Annotated in this window: 15 protein-coding genes and 1 tRNA gene; 3 read left to right on the top strand and 13 right to left on the bottom strand. The window is 61.8% G+C overall.

Annotation, left to right across the window (positions count from 1 at the left end):
- Positions 1 to 35: 35 nt before the first annotated feature.
- The 5 genes from clpP to QLQ16_RS06285 all read right to left on the bottom strand — a co-directional run bounded on the left by clpP (position 36) and on the right by QLQ16_RS06285 (position 6,688).
- Positions 36 to 644, bottom strand: a complete 609-nt coding sequence (gene clpP, locus QLQ16_RS06305) for an ATP-dependent Clp endopeptidase proteolytic subunit ClpP (protein WP_108322854.1) — start codon at positions 642 to 644, stop codon at positions 36 to 38.
- 122 nt (positions 645 to 766) lie between these two features.
- Positions 767 to 2,080, bottom strand: coding sequence for a trigger factor (gene tig / locus QLQ16_RS06300; protein ID WP_283223835.1), 1,314 nt, complete (start codon positions 2,078 to 2,080; stop codon positions 767 to 769).
- A 64-nt stretch (positions 2,081 to 2,144) separates the two neighbouring features.
- Positions 2,145 to 2,231, bottom strand: a tRNA-Leu gene (locus QLQ16_RS06295).
- Positions 2,232 to 2,381: 150 nt separating this feature from the next.
- Positions 2,382 to 5,540, bottom strand: a complete 3,159-nt coding sequence (locus QLQ16_RS06290; RefSeq protein WP_283223834.1) for an efflux RND transporter permease subunit — start codon at positions 5,538 to 5,540, stop codon at positions 2,382 to 2,384.
- A gap of 5 nt (positions 5,541 to 5,545) precedes the next feature.
- Positions 5,546 to 6,688: an efflux RND transporter periplasmic adaptor subunit gene (locus QLQ16_RS06285; protein ID WP_431310384.1), complete on the bottom strand. Its 1,143-nt coding sequence runs from the start codon at positions 6,686 to 6,688 to the stop codon at positions 5,546 to 5,548.
- Between the two features lie 86 nt (positions 6,689 to 6,774).
- On the opposite strand from QLQ16_RS06285, the gene QLQ16_RS06280 reads away from it, so the two are divergent.
- Complete coding sequence (locus QLQ16_RS06280) at positions 6,775 to 7,803, top strand: squalene/phytoene synthase family protein (RefSeq protein WP_283223833.1); 1,029 nt, start codon at positions 6,775 to 6,777, stop codon at positions 7,801 to 7,803.
- A 14-nt stretch (positions 7,804 to 7,817) separates the two neighbouring features.
- Positions 7,818 to 8,657 carry a presqualene diphosphate synthase HpnD gene (gene hpnD / locus QLQ16_RS06275; RefSeq protein ID WP_283223832.1) on the top strand — a complete coding sequence of 280 codons (840 nt, stop codon included), beginning with the start codon at positions 7,818 to 7,820 and terminating at the stop codon, positions 8,655 to 8,657.
- A gap of 71 nt (positions 8,658 to 8,728) precedes the next feature.
- Here hpnD and QLQ16_RS06270 read toward each other — a convergent pair whose 3' ends face one another.
- Positions 8,729 to 9,379 carry a glutathione S-transferase family protein gene (locus QLQ16_RS06270; protein WP_283223831.1) on the bottom strand — a complete coding sequence of 217 codons (651 nt, stop codon included), beginning with the start codon at positions 9,377 to 9,379 and terminating at the stop codon, positions 8,729 to 8,731.
- A gap of 194 nt (positions 9,380 to 9,573) precedes the next feature.
- Entirely contained in the window at positions 9,574 to 10,281 is a 708-nt protein-coding gene (locus tag QLQ16_RS06265; protein ID WP_283223830.1) for an HAD family hydrolase, read from the bottom strand.
- 20 nt (positions 10,282 to 10,301) lie between these two features.
- On the opposite strand from QLQ16_RS06265, the gene hemH reads away from it, so the two are divergent.
- A complete protein-coding gene (gene hemH, locus QLQ16_RS06260; RefSeq protein WP_283223829.1) occupies positions 10,302 to 11,390 on the top strand; it encodes a ferrochelatase in 1,089 nt (362 codons plus the stop codon).
- 19 nt (positions 11,391 to 11,409) lie between these two features.
- Here the strand turns inward: hemH and QLQ16_RS06255 are convergent, their stop codons facing one another.
- The 6 genes from QLQ16_RS06255 to QLQ16_RS06230 form a co-directional block, all read right to left on the bottom strand.
- Positions 11,410 to 11,781: a DUF2237 family protein gene (locus QLQ16_RS06255; protein WP_283223828.1), complete on the bottom strand. Its 372-nt coding sequence runs from the start codon at positions 11,779 to 11,781 to the stop codon at positions 11,410 to 11,412.
- A gap of 73 nt (positions 11,782 to 11,854) precedes the next feature.
- Positions 11,855 to 12,031, bottom strand: a complete 177-nt coding sequence (locus QLQ16_RS06250; protein WP_283223827.1) for a hypothetical protein — start codon at positions 12,029 to 12,031, stop codon at positions 11,855 to 11,857.
- Positions 12,032 to 12,112: 81 nt separating this feature from the next.
- A complete protein-coding gene (locus tag QLQ16_RS06245; protein WP_283223826.1) occupies positions 12,113 to 12,742 on the bottom strand; it encodes an HAD family hydrolase in 630 nt (209 codons plus the stop codon).
- 14 nt (positions 12,743 to 12,756) lie between these two features.
- The gene (locus QLQ16_RS06240) at positions 12,757 to 13,812 is read right to left on the bottom strand and encodes an ABC transporter ATP-binding protein (protein ID WP_283223825.1); all 1,056 of its coding nucleotides are present in this window, start codon (positions 13,810 to 13,812) and stop codon (positions 12,757 to 12,759) included.
- A gap of 4 nt (positions 13,813 to 13,816) precedes the next feature.
- On the bottom strand, positions 13,817 to 16,024 hold the full coding sequence (locus tag QLQ16_RS06235; protein WP_283223824.1) for an ABC transporter permease: 2,208 nt from the start codon (positions 16,022 to 16,024) through the stop codon (positions 13,817 to 13,819).
- Positions 16,025 to 16,037: 13 nt separating this feature from the next.
- The gene (locus QLQ16_RS06230) at positions 16,038 to 17,021 is read right to left on the bottom strand and encodes an ABC transporter substrate-binding protein (protein WP_431310388.1); all 984 of its coding nucleotides are present in this window, start codon (positions 17,019 to 17,021) and stop codon (positions 16,038 to 16,040) included.
- Positions 17,022 to 17,078: the final 57 nt, after the last annotated feature.

Here is a 17,078-nt window from a genome sequence, read left to right as displayed (position 1 = left end):
GCCGTCAGATTGTGCGCCGGTCAAACCGGCTGCCATCAGGAGCGCTTGGAGATCACCTGATCGACCAAACCATAGTCTTTGGCCTCATCGGCAGACAGGTAATAGTCGCGCTCGGTGTCCAACTCGATCTTCGACAGCGGCTGGCCGGTGTTTTCGGCCAAGATCCGGTTCAGATGAGCACGGGTTTTGACGATTTCGCGTGCCGCGATTTCGATCTCGGTGGCCTGACCACGGGCACCGCCCAAGGGCTGGTGGATCATGATCTTGGAGTTGGGCAGCGAAAAACGTTTGCCCTTGGCGCCCGAAGACAACAAGAACGCGCCCATGCTCGCGGCCATGCCGTTGCACAGCGTGGACACATCGGGCTTGATGAAGTTCATGGTGTCGTAAATCGCCATGCCGGCGCTGACCGAACCGCCAGGCGAGTTGATGTACAGCGAGATGTCCTTTTCAGGGTTTTCGCTCTCCAAGAACAGCAACTGGGCCACGATCAGGTTGGCCATGTGGTCGTTGACCTCACCCACCAAAAAGATCACGCGCTCCTTGAGCAGACGCGAATAGATGTCATAGGCGCGCTCGCCACGGCCCGATTGCTCGACGACCATGGGCACCATGCCCAAATTTGTGATGTCCAGTGCGCTCATCTTTTCTCCAAGAATTTCTAAGGTGACTTTAACCCGAGTTTCAAACCCACCAATGAGATGGGGCTTGTCTGCCTGACTGCAAGCCCGGCACAAGCCCCATTCTTCAGTGGTTCAAAGACCGATCAGCCTTGTTGGCCCATCAGCTCTTCGAAAGAGATGGCCTTTTCGCTGACCTTGGCTTGTGCCAAGACGAAATCGGACACATTGCTCTCGATGACCACGGCTTCGACTTCAGCCAAACGCTGGTTGTCACTGTTGTACCAACGCACCACGTCTTCAGGACGCTCGTAGCTGGCGGCCAGCTCTTCGATGTGGGCTTTGATCTGCTCAGGCTTGGCATGCAAGGTGTTGCCACGCACGACTTCGGCCACCACCAGGCCCAAGCGCACGCGCTGCTCGGCTTGAGGACGGAAGATGTCGTCAGGGATAGGGGCCTTGTCAGCGTCCTTGACACCGCGCTGCTTCAAATCGGCGCGGGCGCCTTCTTTCAAGCGCTCGATTTCGGACTGAACGATGGACTGGGGCAGATCCAGTTCGGCCTTGGCCACCAAAGCGTCCATGGCGGCTTGCTTGTTGCGGGCCAGCAGGCGGAATTTCACTTCGCGCTCGAGGTTTTTGCGGATGTCAGCGCGCAGGCCTTCAACGGTGCCATCGGCGATGCCCAAGGACTTGGCCAAGGCTTCGTTGACTTCGGGCAGGTTGGCGGCTTCGAGTTTCTTGACGGTGACCAGGAAGTCGGCGGTTTTGCCAGCGACGTCTTGACCGTGGTAGTCAGCGGGGAAAGCCAAGGGGAAAGTCTTGCTTTCGCCGGACTTCATGCCGCGCACAGCGTCTTCGAATTCTTTAAGCATCTGGCCATCGCCCAAGATGAACTGGAAGTCTTCGGCTTTGCCGCCGGAGAACACTTCACCGTCGATCTTGCCTTCGAAGTCGATGGTGGCGCGGTCGCCGTCTTGCGCAGCGTCAGCTTGTGCGCGCTGAGCGAAGGTGCGGCGCTGCTTGCGCAAGATGTCCACCGTCTTGTCGATGGCCGCGTCAGAGACTTCCGCCGTCAGTTTTTCAACTTCGGTGTCGGCCAGGTTGCCGAGCTTGACTTCGGGGTACACCTCGAAAATGGCTTCGAAATTCAGCTCGCCTTCAGGCGCGCCTTCTTTTTCAGAGATGCGGGGCTGGCCAGCGACACGCACTTGGGCTTCGTTGGCGGCCACAGCAAAAGCCTCACCGACTTTGTCGTTGAGCACTTCGTACTGCACCGAGTAACCGTAGCGCTGGGCCACAACGTTCATGGGCACTTTGCCGGGACGGAAACCGTCCATCTTGACCGTGCGGGCCATTTTCTTCAGGCGTGCATCGACCTCGGACTGGATGGCCGTCACAGGCACAGTCAGGGTGATCTTGCGTTCCAGCTTTTCAAGGGTTTCAACAGTCACTGTCATCGTCGTTCTCGGTTAAATGAATTTCTCTCATGCCACAGGGTTGCCCCAGTGACCCAAAGTCGGTTGGTGCGCGGGGCGGGACTCGAACCCGCACAGTGTTGCCACCGTCAGGACCTAAACCTGGTGCGTCTACCAATTTCGCCACCCGCGCGGATCCAAACAAAAAGGGCGAACAGGTCGGGATGGATGCCACCCGCAGACCTGACCGCCCGTTTGAAATCGGTCAACTTTCTATTTTAGCCGTTCCCAACCCCGTTTTCGGGGCCGGTCGGTGCTGGTTTTCCCCGCTTGGGGTGGGGTTTCAAACGCTGGCCAAGCGATCCGCAGGTCGCGGCACACGGAACCAGGCGGCGTACATGGCCGGCAGCGCCAGCAAAGTCAGCGCCGTGGCCACGATCAAGCCGCCCATGATGGCCACCGCCATCGGGCCCCAAAACACGCTGCGCGACAGCGGGATCATGGCCAGCACCGCTGCGGCGGCCGTCAACACGATGGGACGCAAGCGGCGCACGGCAGACTCCACAATCGCCATCCAGGGCTCCACCCCCGCAGCGCGGTCCTGCTCGATTTGGTCGATCAAGATGACCGAGTTGCGCTGGATCATGCCCATGAGCGCGATCACGCCCAGCAGTGCCACAAAGCCAAACGGCCGGTTCAGCGCCAGCAAAGCCGCCGCCACACCCGCCATGCCCAAGGGTCCGGTCAAAAACACCAGCACCGAACGGCTGAAGCTTTGCAGCTGCAGCATCAAGAGCGTGAAGGTGATGAACAGCATGATGGGCACACCCGCCGCAATGGAGGCGGAGCCTTTGGAGCTTTGCTCCACGGCGCCAGCCACCTCGATGCGGTAATCGGCCTGACCTTGGGCCAGCCACTCGGCCTGGAGCTTTTTCAACTCCGGCTGCAGCTGGGCCGTCACCGTGGCCCCTTGCACGCCCTCAGAGATGTCCGATTGCACCGTGATGGCGTATTGGCGACCTTCGCGCCACATCACGCCCGGCTCCCAGCCCAGCACGGGCTTGGCAATTTGCACCAGCGGAATCGATTTGCCCGAAGCGGTGGGCACGTAGGCCAGACCCAAGTCCGACAAGGCATCGCGCTCTTGAACCGGCTGACGCAAGACGATGTCGATCAATTTGTCGCCATCGCGGTACTGCCCCACCGGCGAGCCCGACAACAAGGTGCGAGAAGCCTGAGCAATGGACTGGCTGGTCACCCCCAAGGCGCGGGCCTTGGCTTGGTCCACTTCCAGGCGAACGGTTTTGACCGACTCGTTCCAGTTGTCATTGACACCCCGTGTGCTGGGGTTGCGGCGCATGACCGCTTTGACTTCTTCGGCCTTTTGGCGCAAAGCCGCTGGCTCGGTCCCGACCACGCGGAACTGCACCGGATAAGGCACAGGTGGCCCGTTGGGCAGCAACTTGACCCGGCCACGCACCTCGGGAAACTCCTGCGCCAGCAAGGCCGGCAGCTTCACGCGCAGGCTTTCACGCGTCTTCAGATCCTTGGGCAAGACGATCAGTTGCGAGACGTTGGTTTGCGGAAAAACCTGGTCCAAAGGCAGGTAAAAACGCGGCACGCCCGAGCCCACCCAAGTGGTCACCGAGCTGACGCCCTCTTCTTGCGCCAGGCGCTTTTCCACCCGTTTGGCCACCTCTTCGCTGGCCACAAAAGGCGAGCCTTCGGGCAACCACAGGTCCACCAAAATTTCGGGGCGGCTGGAGTCAGGGAAGAACTGCTGCTGGACCTTGCCCATGCCCAGGATGCCCAGGGCAAACAAGGCGATGGTGATGCCAATCGTCTTCCAGCGGTGCGTCACGCACCAAGTCACCCATTGGCGGAAGTGCCTGTAAAACGGCGTGTCGAACATTTCGGCCGAGTCATGGTGCGCACCCGCCACCACATGCGCTGGCGGCTTGAGCAGCCAAGCGCCCAGGTAAGGCACAAAGTAAACCGAAGCCACCCAGCTGACGATCAGCGCAATCACCGTGACCGCAAAGATGGCAAAGGTGTATTCGCCCGTGACCGACTTGGCGATGCCAATCGGCAAAAAGCCTGCCGCCGTGATCAAGGTGCCCGTGAGCATGGGCATGGCCGTGAGTTCGTACGCAAAGGTGGCCGAGCGGAACTTGTCGTAGCCCTCTTCCATTTTGCGCACCATCATCTCGACCGCGATGATCGCGTCGTCCACCAGCAGGCCCAGCGCAATGATGAGCGAGCCCAGCGAAATTTTGTGCAGGCCAATGCCAAAGTAATTCATGGCCAAAAAGGTCACCGCCAACACCAGCGGGATGGTGATGCCCACCACCAGCCCCGGGCGGATGTCGAGCGTCCAGCGGCGCCACAACGGGTTGTGCCCTGGGCGCTTGTGCAAGCCCAGCGCCAAGAAGCTCACCGCCAAGACGATCACCACCGCCTCGATCAGCACCTTGATGAACTCGTTGACAGATTTGGACACGGCCGAAGGCTGGTCTTGGATCTGCGTGAGCGTCAAGCCCACGGGCAAGCTGGTTTCAATGTCCTTGATGCTCGCTTGCAAGGCGTGGCCCAAAGCGATGATGTCGCCGCCCTTGGCCATGCTCACGCCCAAGCCAATGACTTCTTGCCCCTCGTGGCGCACCTTGACCGACGGAGGGTCCACATAGCCACGGCTGACCTGGGCAATGTCCGACAAGCGAAGTTGTGACCCCGAAGCACCTCGGATCGGCATGGCGCGCAAATCGTCCAGGTTCTGGAACTGCCCGCCTACGCGCACCTGCACCACATCGCTGGGCGACTGGATGGTGCCGGCGGATTCCACCGCGTTTTGTTGACCCAACTGGGCCAACACAGCGCCCATGTCCAGGTTCATCTGAGCGAGCTTTTTCTGCGAAATCTCGACGAAAACTTTTTCGTCTTGCACGCCAAACAATTCGACCTTGGCCACATCGCGCACACGCAAAAGCGTTTGGCGCACACGGTCAGCCTGCAACTTGACTTCGGCTGGTGTGAACCCTTCGCCGCTCAGGGCGTAAATCACCCCATAGACATCGCCAAAGTCATCGTTGAAAAACGGCCCCACCACGCCCAGGGGCAAGGTGGCGCGCATATCCCCGATTTTTTTGCGCACGGTGTACCAAACCTGGGGCACTTCGCCCGGCTTGGAGTAGTCCTTCAACTCCAAAATGATTTGCGATTCGCCAGGCTTGGAGTAGCTGCGGATCTTGTCGGCGTAAGGCACTTCTTGCAGGGTGCGCTCGAGCTTGTCGGTCACCTGCTCGGCCACTTGCTGGGCCGTGGCCCCGGGCCAATAGGTGCGCACCACCATGGCTCGGAAGGTGAAAGGCGGGTCTTCGTCTTGCCCCAGCTGAAAGTAAGACGACATGCCCAGCACCATGAGCGCCACCATCAGGTAGCGCGTGAGGGCCGGGTGCTCCAGCGCCCAGCGCGAGAGGTTGAATCGGGTATTGGTCTCTTGCATGGGGCTCACCGCTTGGCTGGCTGTTCAGCAGGCTGGGCGGCCGCGCCGTATTCGCTCACCTTTTGACCAGCGGTCAGCACATGCACACCCGCACTCACCACCTTCTGGCCAGGCGTCAGGCCCGACACAATGGCCACTTGGTTCCCTTCGATCGGACCCACTTGCACGGCTTGCGAGCGCACGCTCATGCTGGCCGGATCAAACACCCACACTGCCGTGGCATTCCCATCCTGGCGCAAAGCGCTGGTGGGCAGTTGGATGGCCGCGGCCTGACTGCCTGGCAACTGGCCCGCCAACACGTTGACGGTGGCCCCCAAAGGCAGCTGTTCGGCTTTGTCCAGCGCCAGCTTGACCAGGTAGGTCCGAGTCACCGGATCGGCACTGGCGCCCACCTCGCGCACACGGCCCTGCAAGACTTGACCTGTGCTGCTGAGCACGGCCTGCATGGCCTGCCCAGGCTTGATCGCCAAAACAGCTTGTTCAGACACCGAAAACACCGCATCGCGTGGGCCGTCGTGGGCCAGGCGCACCACGGGCTGGCCTGCGGCCACCACCTGACCGATTTCGGCTTCGATGCCCGTCACGACACCGGCGGTGGTCGCATTGAGCTGGGTGTAATTCGCTTGGTTGGTCTGGGACTGGGCCTGCGCTTTGGCTTGGGTCAGGGTCGCTTCTGCGGCCTTGAGGGTGGCTTCGCGACGCTCCAGTTCTGCGCCACTGATGAAGTTTTGCGCCTTGAGCGATTCGTAGCGCTTGAAATCGGACAGGGCCAAGTCCCGCTGGGTTTGTGCCGCGCTCACTTGGGCCATGGCCGCTTGGGCGCCCAGTTGGTAATCTTGCGCATCGATTTGCGCCAGCACCTGACCGGCATTCACGCGCTGGCCCACCTCGGCTTGGCGCTGGACCAATTTGCCGCCGACCCGAAAGCCCAAACGCGATTCGATGCGGGCGCGCACCTCGGCGGCGTATTCGCCTTGCACGTTCAGCGCCGAGCCGCCCACGGTCAACAACTTGACCGCGCGAATCGGCTCTTGGGCAGCTTCTTGACGGGAACAAGCCGACAAAGCCAAAGCGACACCAACAGCGGCGATGGCGCTCATCGGCCAGCCCGAACGGCCTCTGGTGACGTGGGTGGAGTGGTGATGCATGACTTCGTCCCTGAAAAATTAATGACTGACTGGTTAGTAATCTAATCAAAGCGATGATCTGTGTCAAGCGACAATAGGGATTGACCATGCCCAAAAACGCCCTTTTGACCCGCGACCAACTGCAGCTTTTGCGCGGTGTTTCGCGCTCTTTTTACCTGACGATCCGACTGCTGCCTGCCGCTTTGCAAGGCCCTATCGCGGTGGGCTACCTGCTGGCACGCGCGACCGACACCGTGGCCGACACCACCCACATGCCTGCAGCCGAACGACTGGACTTGCTGCAAGGCTTGGCTGCCAGCTTCGATACCTTGGCAACGCTGCCCACCGCGCTGCAAGACCAAATCAAAACCTTTGCCCAGCGGCAAAGCGACCCGCACGAACAAGCCCTGATGCACGCCCTGCCCGCTTGCCTGCAACTGATGCAAGACCTGAGCACGCCTGACCAGCGCAGCGTGCGCTGGGTGCTGGGCCACATCACACGCGGGCAGGTGCTGGACGTCGAGCGCTTTGGACAAGGGCCAGCAGCATTGATGACCGAAGCAGCCCTGGACGACTACACCTGGCTCGTGGCCGGATGCGTGGGCGAGTTCTGGACCGAGCTGTGCGAGCGCCACCTGCCCGGCTTTGCCACCCAAAGCGCAGACGCCATGCGCCTGGCGGGCCGCGCCTACGGCATGGGCTTGCAACGGCTGAACATCCTGCGCGACGCCGGGGCCGACTTGGTTGCTGGCCGCTGCTACCTGCCCGAAGAACGCCTGAGCCCCTTGGGCCTGAGCCCAGAGCGCCTGATCACGGCCGCACGCACGGGTGACGCGGCCACGCTGCAGCAACTGGCCCCCTTGTGGAGCGATTACCTGCAGCAAACCCACCAGCAACTGAGCGAAGGCGTGCACTACAGCCAGTGCCTGACCAGTCGGCGCCTGCGCTTGGCCTGCGCCCTGCCCGCCTTGATCGGTGCGCGCACCGTGGCCCTGTTGCGCCAAGCCGGCCCACAAGCGCTGACCCAACGCGTGAAAATGCCGCGCCACGAAATGCGTACCTTGCTGTGGCGATTGCTGTGGCGACTGGCATCGCCCGATGCCGTGGCCCGAGAATTTCAGCACCTCTCGCAGTGAGACAATCCCAGCCCATGAGCCCGCAAGACTACGTCCAGCAAAAAGCCGCCGCCTCGGGCAGCAGCTTTTATTACGCCTTCCTCTTTCTGCCGGCCGAGCGCCGCGCCGCCATCACCGCGTTTTATGCCTTTTGCCGCGAAGTGGACGACGTGGTCGATGAAATCAAAGACTCCAGCGTGGCCGCAGCCAAGCTCGGCTGGTGGCAAAAAGAAGTGCAACAAGCCTATGCCGGCCAGCCCAGCCACCCGGTCATGCAGGCGTTGATGCCGCACACCCAGCCCTTTGGCATCGAAAGCCGCCACCTGATGGCCGTGATCGACGGCTGCCAGATGGACCTGAACCAGACCCGCTACTTGGACTTTACGGGCCTCACAACTTACTGCCATTTGGTGGCTGGCGTGGTGGGTGAAGTCGCCGCCCGCATTTTTGGCCAGACCGACGAGGCGACCACGGCTTACGCGCACAAGCTGGGCCTGGCCTTTCAGATGACCAACATCATCCGTGACGTGGGCGAAGACGCCCTGCGCGGACGCATCTACCTGCCGCTGGACGAGCAGCAACGCTTTGGCGTCAAAGCGCAAGACCTGATGCAGCGCGACTATTCAGACCGCTTCACTGCGCTGATGAAGTTCCAAACCGACCGTGCACACGCCCTGTACGACGAAGCCCTGGCACTGTTGCCTGCGGCCGACCGCCGCGCCCAAAAGCCGGGCCTCATGATGGCCAGCATCTACCGCACCTTGCTGCGTGAAATCGAAGCCTCGGGCTACCAAGTGCTGCACCAGCGCATTGCGCTCACGCCGCTGCGCAAGCTGTGGCTGGCGTGGAAGATGCAGGCGCTGGGTCGGTTTTGAAGCGACCTCAGTGGGCACCCTCTGACCCTGAAACTTGAGTCCATCGCCAACAGGGGCTCAAAGGCACGCGCCTACTTCAAGCCTCGCGCCTGAGCCTGCGCTGGCCGAACCAAACAAAGTTTGAGCCAAGCCGACACCGCTGGGTATTGCGCCAGCAGCGCAGCGGCTGGGCGCACCCAGCTGGCGACGCAAGCCACGCACACATCGGCGACGGTGAAACGGTTAGCGGCCAGGTAAGCCTCGCCTTTGGCGTTTTGGGCTTGCAGGTGGGCTTCGAGCACGGCCAACGGCACTTTCAATCGGCTTTCCGCTTTGTCGGCCAACTCGGGTTTGCGCTGGTCTTCGGGCATGGCCATGCGGTGCATCAGCACGGTGAGCGCATCAGATTCCAGCTCGGACACGGTCCAAAAACTCCAGCGCAAGGCCTCGGCCTCTTCGCGGGGCGTGGCAGGCGCAATCGTTTGGCCGTCAGCCTTGCCGTGCACGCGGGCAATGTAGAGCGCGCAAGCCATGCTTTCCCAAACGGTGACTGCGCCTTCGGGGCGCTCGTCGATCAGCGCCGGAATGTGGCCGTTGGGATTGATCGCCAAAAACTCCGGCGTGCGGGTGGCGCCACCGGCATAGGGCGTAGAGACGAGTTCAAACGGCACGTCCAGCTCCAAAGCCGTCCACAAGGGGCGTTGTGCACGGGATGCGCCGATGCCGTAAATTTTCAAAGTCATGTTGGTCTCCTGTTGGGTCGGTCGAAGTGGGCTGTTGCCTGTAGCTTGGCGGTTCAGCGCCAACGCTGTGTCATCCGGAACGAATGTCGGTGCTGAAGCCGCCGACCTACAAATGGTGCTCAAGTGGGTCGAAAGCTTCAGCTGCCACTTGGGTGGTTTCAGCGCAGGCACTTGTCGTGGCTGAAGCCAACGATCTACGCCAAGTATTCAGGCCAGCAAGCACACAGTTGGTGCAAGTCTCGCACCTCCAGGTGCGGGCGGGTGTCTCCGTGGCTCCAGTCGTGGCCTTCGCGGTTGAGCCAAGCCACTTGCATGCCTGCGGCCAGCGCCCCCACGCAATCGGCGTGGGCGTCGTCTCCGATGTGCAAGACTTCGTGCGGGGCCACGCCTGCGGCCTGGGCACCGGCCACAAAGACCCGCAAATCCGGCTTGGCCACCCCCATGGACTTGGCGCTGACACTGGCATGAAAGTGCTGGCCAATGCCCACGCGGTGCACATCGGCGTTGCCGTTCGACAGCGCCACCACCGGGTAGCGCTGGCTCCAGAACGTCAAGGCGGGCAGCGCATCGTCAAACAAATCGACCCGCTGGCGTTCGGCAAAAAAGACCTCAAACGCGGGCTCGGCCAAGTGGCCCGGGTCACCGGCTTGCAGCATCAGCGCGCGGATGGCCTCTAGCCGCAAGAATGACAAATCGTGTGCCCGGTCGGCGTGGCGGGCGTTGATCTCGGCGCGCACGGCTTTTTTGACCTCGGCTTGGCCAGACAGCGCCGCTGTGGCGGGCGCGTGCTGCGTCAGCCAGTCGGTCAACACCTGTTCAGCGCGGTGAATGGTGGGCCAGACGGGCCACAAGGTGTCGTCCAGATCGAGGGTAATGGCGCGGATGCGGGAAATATCAAGCATGGTGAGGGAGAATACCCGACATGGCATTCAACAAAGAACCCTCCTTCCAGCATGGTCAGGCCGCCAAAACGGCTGTTCTGTATTGCAACCTGGGCACACCCAGTGCACCCACCGCCCCTGCATTGCGCAAATACTTGGCCGAATTTTTGGGCGACAGCCGCGTGGTCGAGATCCCCAAACCCATCTGGTGGCTGATCCTGCACGGCATCATCTTGCGCGTGCGCCCCAAGAAATCGGCCGCCAAATACGCCAGCATCTGGACCGAAGGCGGCTCGCCCCTCAAAGTTTTCACCGAACAACAGGCCCAGTCATTGGGCACCGCCCTGCATGAGCGCGGCCACAGCGTGACGGTGCGTTACGCCATGCGCTACGGCCAGCCGTCCATCCCCGAGCAACTGGACGCCCTCAAAGCCGAAGGTGTGCAGCGCGTGCTGATCGTGCCTGCTTACCCGCAATACAGCGGCACGACCACGGCCAGCGTGTTTGATGCGGTCTACCGCTGGGGCCTGAAAACCCGGCTGGTGCCGGAGATGCGCTTTGTCAACCGCTACCACGACGACCCGCGCTACATCGCCGCGCTGGCCCAAACGGTGCGCGAACACTGGGCCACCCACGGCCAAGCCGAGAAGCTGGTGATGAGCTTTCACGGCGTGCCCGAACGCACCCTGTACCTGGGCGACCCATACCACTGCGAGTGCATGAAAACCGGCCGCTTGCTGGCCGAGGCGCTGGGCCTGTCCAAAGACCAGTACAAGCTGACTTTCCAGTCGCGCTTTGGCAAAGCCAAGTGGCTGGAGCCCTACACCGAGCCCACGCTGATCGCCCTGGCGCAGCAAGGCGTCAAAAAAGTCGACGTGATCTGCCCGGGCTTCACCGGCGACTGCTTGGAAACGTTGGAAGAAATCCAGCAAGAAGCGCAAGAAGCGTTTTTACACGCCGGCGGCGAAGGCTTCAGCTACATCCCCTGCCTGAACAACCATGCGCAGTGGATCGAGGCGTTGGCCGACATCAGCCTGGGCCACATGCAGGGCTGGGATTTGTCAGCGCCCGACGAAAAGGCACTTCAGGCCAGCCGGGCTCGGGCTTTGGCGGCGGGATCGCAAGTCTGACGTTCAGAGCTGCGCTGACTCACTGAGAGAACGCGCAAGACTGCAGCTGCTGCAGGGTCACAAAGTCCAAGGCACGCAGGTGCGTGGACTCCAAAACCACGGGCGGGGCGAGGCCGACATCAAAGGCCTCTTTCCAGCGCAAAGCGCATAGACACCATCGATCGCCCGGCTTCAGGCCCTTGAACCGGTATTCAGGGCGGGGGGTCATCAAGTCGTTGCCGCGCGACAAGGAATACTTCAGGAATTCATCCGTCATGCGTGCGCAGATGACATGCGAGCCGGTGTCGTCTTCCTGCGTGTTGCAGCACCCGTCCCGAAAATAACCGGTCAGCGGGTCATAAGAGCAGGCCATCAGCGCTTGCCCGAGCACGTTCAAAGCTTCTGTTTGCATGTTGATTTATTCCATAAGGTGGGAGCGGGCTCAGACATTTCATGCCCGGCACAAGTGGCCGTCGGAGAGCCACTCAAGCCGCGCCGTCGTTTTTGACTTTCACAGGCTCTTCAGCCGGAAACGAAGGCTTTGAAAGTGCCTGCGGGTCTGGGAAACACATTTTTTCGCCATCCCATCTTTGGCCGCACCAGCAATAGCCATCGGGGTTGATGATGCAAGTGCCTGTGCCGCAGCAGCGTTCGTCTTCCATGGTTTGCTCTCCTTTGGTCACCGCACAATCGGTCTGGCAATGTCTCACAGACCACGAAACACCGCTGCGTCAAGGGTTAAGTCAGCCCATCAAATAGCCGTGCGCCACCAACGCCGACCTGACCTGCTCTGGGGATTCAAAGCGGATGGCTTGCCAACCGTGCTCATGGGCGGCGTCGATATTGTGTTGCACATCGTCGATGAACACAGGCTGGCCGCGCAATGGCCAACGCGCTTGCGCGGTGGCAAAGATATCGGGCAATGGTTTGATCTGCTGCACATGCGCTGAAAAGATGCCGCCCTCAAACTGACTGAAAAACGGGTTCACCCGCACCAGATGTTCGGCATAGCCTGCAGGCATATTGGACAGGTAATACAGGCGGTGGCCTTGCGCTTTCAGCTCGTGGATCAAGTCCACCGTGCCTTGCATGGGCAGCAGGTGCGTGGGGATGCTGGCGATCAAGTGGCGCACATCGGCCTCGGCCAGCCCGGTGCGCTTGGCGATGCGCTTCGCCAGCGGCTCGGGCTCGATGCGGCCCAAGTCAAACTGCGCCCAGTCGGCGTCGGGGTGAAAGGTCTGAAAAATCTGGCTGGCCCACTCACGGGCCTCGGCTTCATTGCGCACCTGCTCGGGGAAAAACTCTTGCAGCAGCACCAGCGGCTGCCAGCGGAACACCACACCGCCCAGATCGAACACCACGTCTTGGCTCATGACTGCACTTTCATTCAAACCGCCACCACCGAGACACCACGACCCGGCAAGCTGAGAGCCAGCACTTGGCCGATGCGCCAGTCGCGCTCAACCTCGGGCGAGACCACAAACACCGGGCCCAGCGCGGTGTCAAAGCTCAGCTCCACAAAGCTGCCCAGGTAAGACCATTGCTTGAGCTCGGCAGACAAGCTGCCCTGCAAGGTTTCACTGCCCAGCAGTTCGCGCCCAACCAACCAAGCTTCGGGCCGCACCGCTGCACGCACCGCGCCTGGGGCCACCGCATGGCGTGGCAACAAGCGAAGAGGACCCACCTGCACCGAACCATCGGCCAGCGATTGGCCGTCAAACAGCACCGCCTCGCCCATGAAGCCGGCCACAAAAGCCGATGCGGGCCTTTCGTACAGGTCTTGCGGCGTGCCCGCTTGGGCGATGCGTCCGGCCTCCATCACGATGATCTGGTCGCTCACGGCCAGGGCTTCGCTTTGGTCGTGTGTGACGTAGGCCACCGTCAAGCCCAAGCGCTGCTGCAGGTGACGGATTTCGTCCCGCATTGAACGGCGCAGGCGAGCGTCCAGGTTGGACAGTGGTTCGTCAAACAGCAAAACCGCGGGCTCCAACACCAAGGCGCGGGCCAAGGCCACGCGCTGCTGCTGACCGCCCGACAGTTCACTGGGCAAGCGCTCTTCGTAGCCCGCCAGCCCCACCAGAGCCAGGCTTTTTTGGGCCCGCTCCAAGGCTTCGGTTTTGTGCACACCGCTCACGTCCAAGCCATAGCGCACGTTGCCGATCACATTCATGTGGGGGAAGAGCGCGTAGCTTTGGAACACCATGCTCACATTGCGCTCGGACGGGCCCAGGTGCGTCACGTCCACGCCGTCGATCACGATCTGCCCGCCTGTGGGCGCTTCCAGCCCGGCGATCATGCGCAAGGTGGTGGTTTTGCCGCAGCCCGACGGCCCGAGGATGGTGGCGAGGCTCCCCTTGGGCACGACAAAGTCGATGCCCTGCACCACCAGCGGCGAGTCAGCCCCGCCATAGCGTTTGGTGACTTGTTTGAATTGAATGCCCATCGCGTTAAACCTTTGTTTCTTGCTGCAGCGCGGCACGTCGCCCCAGCTGCCGCTGGCCCACCAGCTTTTGAATGCCCCAGGTGATGACCGACATGAGCACCATGAGCACCGTGCAATATGCCAACGCCACGCCATAGTCGCCATTGCCCACGCGGCCAATGATGTAGGTGGTGGCCAACTCATACTGCGCCGTGACCAAAAAAATCACCGCCGACACCGTGGTCATGGAGCGCACAAAGCTGTACACCAGCGCCGCCACCAGCGCGGGCTTGAGCAGCGGCAGCACCACCCGGCGCAACGTGGTGAGCGTGCTGGCCCGCAGCATTTGCGAGGCTTCGTCCAGCGAGCGGTCCAGCTGCTTGAAGGCCGCCGTGCCAGCCCGCACGCCAACGGGCAAGTTGCGGAACACAAAACACAACACGATGACCAAACCAGTGCCCGTCAGTTCCACCGGCGGCACGTTGAAGGCCAGGATGTAGCTCACGCCCAGCACCGTGCCCGGAATGGCAAAAGTGAGCAATGCAGAAAACTCAAACGCCGCCTTGCCCCGGAACTCGGTGCGGGCCAGCAGCCAGGCCATGAGCAAGCCCGAGCCCGCACAAATGGGTGCGGCCATGGCCGAGAGGCTGAGCGTGGTGAACAGCGACTTCCAGGCTGTGCCCGCAAACACCCAGCCAAAGTCACCCATCTGCACGTCGAAGGCCGTCTTGAAATGCGCCAGTGTGAAGGTGAAGTCGCGCCCCCAGGTCTGCACAAAGCCGCCGGCAAAGGCAAACAAATACACCACCACGGTGAACAAGAGCCACGGCCCCGCCACGCCACGGCACACGCGCAGCACCGCTGGCGGCAAAGCCATGGCCACACCCGCATCGCCCTTGCCCGAAACGGTGGTGAAACTGCTGCCCGAGAGCACCCGGCGCTGCACCAAAAACACCGCCAGCGCAAAGCCCGTCAGCACCAGCGCCAGCGCGGCCGCCATGCCGGGGTCCATCGCCGCGCCCACGATGGCAAAGAAGATCTCGGTGGACAGCACCGCGTACTGCCCGCCCACGATGATGGGGTTGCCAAAGTCGGCCATGCTTTCGATGAAGCCCACCAAAAACGCGTTGGCCAAGCCGGGTTTGAGCAAGGGCAGCGTCACCGTCCAGAAGGTCTTCATGCGGCTGGCCCGCAGGGTTTGCGCGGCCTCTTCCATGCTGGGGCTCACACCCTGCACCACACCGCGCATGATCAAGAAGGCTATCGGCGTGAAGGCGAACATCTGCGCCAGCCAGATGCCAAACACGCCATAAAACCAGCGCCCGGGCTCGATGCCCAAGGCCCACTCCAAACCCTGGTTGAACAGACCCGCACGGCCAAACAAAAGAATCAAACCCAAGCCCACCACAAAGGGCGGCGTGATGATGGGCAGCATGGCCAAAATGTTGAGCGGCTTGGCCAAGCGCGTGCCGCCCCGCTCAGCCCACAGGGCCAGAAAAGTGCCCATGATGGTGGTGCCAGTGGCGGTGATGAAGGCCAACCACAAGGTGTTCCAGGCCACGCCGCAGCGCCCTGCCCCCTGCACACAGCCCAGACCCCATATGCGCTCGGTGGCCACGCGGTCCAGCAGGTGCACCATGGCATAGGCTCCGATCTCGTCCACCCAAGCGGCCACCAAAGAGCGCAGCACCGGGTAGACCACAAACAGCGCCAGCAAAGCGCTGCACAGCACCACGGCAGCGGCCACGAACACATCGCCACGAAACGCGCCCAGCCGCGCCAGCGCCGCGCCCAGCAAAACCACCAAGCTGAGCAAGACCACGGCAGCGCCCCAGCCCATGCCGTATTGGCCGGTGGGCAAAGCACCCCACAAGGCTTCCAGCGACTCGAAGGACCAGCCCGTGGCCCCAATGACGAAGCCACTGCCCAGCAAGCCCAACAGGCCTATCAAGCTGCCCAACAGCAGCAGCCCGCCTTGTGCACGGGCAGGCCAAGGCCGCGCTACGGCCAGGCCGCATAGCAACAAACCCACCAACCCCGACCACAACCAAGGCCGCCCATGCTGCGCCGCCTGGACCCAGCCACTGGCCGTTTCGGCCCCGGCCCAGATACCGGGCAGCGCCTCGACCAAAGACATTTGTTGCAGGAAATACCAAGGCAGCAGCGCGAAGCTCAACAAGCCCAGCAGGACCCACGCTTGCAAAGCGCGTTGTAAACGGAGCGCAGGATTCATCTCAAGCAGTCATTCAACGAGGCAGGCTGTTGACGTCTTTTTCCCAGCGCTGGATCAGGCGCTTGCGCTCGGCCGTCTGGCCGTATTTGGCGTAGTCGTAGTGGATCAGCTTGATCTTGCGAAAGTCCGGCACACGCGGGTCGACCTTGGCCTCTTTGTGGGATGGCAGCTGAAACTGCAAGGTGGCCGCCGCCAGCTCTTGGGCCGACGGGGTCAAGGCCCATTCGTAAAACTTCTTGGCGGCCTCCAGGTTGCGGCTGCCGCGCACGATGGACATGGAGCCGATCTCAGCGCCCGTACCGTCGGCTGGGGTGATGGTCTCGATGGGAAAGCCTTGGGCTTTTTCACCGGGGCCGTCGTGCACAAAGCTGATGGACACGGCCGTCTCGCCCCGCGCCACCGCCTTGATAGGGCCGGTGCCAGAGCGGGTATAAGTGCCGATGTTTTTGTGCAGGCCCTTGAGGTACTCAAAGGCTTTGTCTTCGCCCATGAGCTGCACCAGCGTGGCGATCATGGTGTAGGCCGTGCCGCTGGATGCTGGGTTGGCTGACTGGATTTCGCCCTTGTATTCGGGCTTCAGGAGGTCGCCCCAGGTCTTGGGCACGGGCAGTTTTTTCTTGGCCAGCAGCTCGGTGTTGTAGCCAAAGCCCAGTGGGCCAGAGTAAATGCCCACCGTTTTGTAGCCCGATTGCGCGGCTTGCTTTTGGGCCCAGTCGTGCAGCTTGGGCAGCGTGGGCGATTTGTATTCGAGGCTCAGGTTTTGCTCGGCCGCCTGCAGGTGGGGGTCACCGGTGCCACCAAACCAGATGTCGGTTTTGGGGTTCGCTTTTTCTGCGGCCAGCTGGGCAATCGCCTCGCCCGAGCCCTTGGCGGTCATGTTGACCTTGATGCCTTGGCTCTTTTCAAAAGTGACCGCAATCATGCTGCACCAGGCCGCTTGGGCCGAGCAGATGATGTTGACCTCGCGGTTTTGGGCTTGTGCGCCTGTGGCGATCATGGCCACACAAGGGATCCACTTGAAAAAACGCATTCACGACTCCGGAACTGAAATGCC

The organism is Limnohabitans lacus, from assembly GCF_030053395.1.
Lineage (GTDB): Bacteria > Pseudomonadota > Gammaproteobacteria > Burkholderiales > Burkholderiaceae_C > Limnohabitans_A > Limnohabitans_A lacus.
This window is presented reverse-complemented; position numbering and strand designations above follow the sequence as displayed.